Raw genomic sequence first — 2,168 nt, 5'->3', positions numbered from 1 at the left:
AAAAACGCGTTATTTGATCAACTTGAAGATTTCTTTGGGTTATATGGTCAAGTGACTAAGCGCACACGGTGGATGCCTTGGCAGTCAGAGGCGATGAAGGACGTGGTAATCTGCGAAAAGTCTTGGGAAGCTGATAAACGAGCTGTGATCCAAGAATGTCCGAATGGGGAAACCCACCTGTCATAAGACAGGTATCTCTTAACTGAATACATAGGTTTAGAGAGGCGAACCCGGGGAACTGAAACATCTAAGTACCCGGAGGAAAAGAAATCAACCGAGATTCCCCTAGTAGCGGCGAGCGAACGGGGACCAGCCGAGCGATGCGAGTTAGTGGAAGGCTCTGGAAAGTGCCGCCATAGTGGGTGATAGCCCCGTACACGAAGACGAGCATCGACGTATTAAGTAGGACGACACACGTGTTATGTTGTCTGAAGATGGGGGGACCATCCTCCAAGGCTAAATACTACTGACTGACCGATAGTGAACCAGTACCGTGAGGGAAAGGCGAAAAGAACCCCGTTGAGGGGAGTGAAATAGACCCTGAAACCGTGTGCGTACAAGCAGTGGGAGCAGACTTGTTCTGTGACTGCGTACCTTTTGTATAATGGGTCAGCGACTTACATTTTGTAGCAAGGTTAACCGTTTAGGGAAGCCGTAGGGAAACCGAGTCTTAATAGGGCGTGCAGTTGCAAGGTGTAGACCCGAAACCGGGCGATCTATCCATGGGCAGGTTGAAGGTTGGGTAACACCAACTGGAGGACCGAACCGACTGTCGTTGAAAAGCCAGCGGATGACTTGTGGATCGGAGTGAAAGGCTAATCAAGCCCGGAGATAGCTGGTTCTCCCCGAAAGCTATTTAGGTAGCGCCTTATGTATTACCCACGGGGGTAGAGCACTGTGTCGGCTAGGGGGTCATCCCGACTTACCAACCCGATGCAAACTCCGAATACCGTGGAGTACGAGCATAGGAGACAGACGGCGGGTGCTAACGTCCGTCGTCAAGAGGGAAACAACCCAGACCGCCAGCTAAGGTCCCTAAACATGATTAAGTGGGAAACGATGTGGGAAGGCTAAAACAGCTAGGAGGTTGGCTTAGAAGCAGCCACCCTTTAAAGAAAGCGTAATAGCTCACTAGTCGAGTCGGCCCGCGCGGAAGATGTAACGGGGCTCAAATCATGTACCGAAGCTGCGGATCAGTATCTTAGGATACTGGTGGTAGGGGAGCGTTGTGTAAGCCGTTGAAGGTGAGTTGAGAAGCTTGCTGGAGGTATCACAAGTGCGAATGCTGACATGAGTAACGATAAGGGGAGTGAGAGGCTCCCCCGCCGGAAGACCAAGGGTTTCTGCGCAACGCTAATCGGCGCAGAGTGAGTCGGCCCCTAAGGTGAGAGCGAAAGCTGTAATCGATGGGAAACAGGTTAATATTCCTGTACTTGTTGTGACTGCGATGGAGTGACGGAGAAGGCTAGGCCAGCAGGGCGATGGTTGTCCCTGTTTAAGGTGGTAGGCTGGGGAATCAGGCAAATCCGGTTCCCCAAGGCCGAGAGCTGATGACGAGTCCTCTTTTGGACGAAGTGGTTGATGCCATGCTTCCAGGAAAACCTTCTAAGCGTCAGGTCACAACGAACCGTACCCCAAACCGACACAGGTGGTCAGGTAGAGAATACCAAGGCGCTTGAGAGAACTCGGGTGAAGGAACTAGGCAAAATGGTACCGTAACTTCGGGAGAAGGTACGCCGGCTTTGGTGATGGGACTTGCTCCCTAAGCTGAGGCTGGTCGAAGTAACCAGGTGGCTGCGACTGTTTATTAAAAACATAGCACTGTGCCAACACGAAAGTGGACGTATACGGTGTGACGCCTGCCCGGTGCCGGAAGGTTAATTGATGGGGTTATCTTCGGAGAAGCTCTTGATCGAAGCCCCGGTAAACGGCGGCCGTAACTATAACGGTCCTAAGGTAGCGAAATTCCTTGTCGGGTAAGTTCCGACCTGCACGAATGGCGTAACGATGGCCACGCTGTCTCCACCCGAGACTCAGTGAAATTGAAATCGCAGTGAAGATGCTGTGTATCCGCGGCTAGACGGAAAGACCCCGTGAACCTTTACTACAGCTTCACACTGGACTTTGACATTACTTGTGTAGGATAGCTGGGAGGCTTTGAAGCGTGA

1 rRNA gene is annotated in these 2,168 nt (G+C 51.8%); it reads left to right on the top strand.

Annotated features, from left to right (window positions below):
- Window positions 1–45 precede the first annotated feature (45 nt).
- A 23S ribosomal RNA gene (locus tag ACY2RR_RS24370) occupies window positions 46–2,168 on the top strand; the annotation flags it as partial.

It is taken from the genome of Parendozoicomonas sp. 2304DJ65-17 (assembly GCF_058148445.1).
The sequence above is the reverse complement of the archived record's forward strand: the minus strand, read 5'-3'. Positions and strand labels throughout refer to the sequence as shown.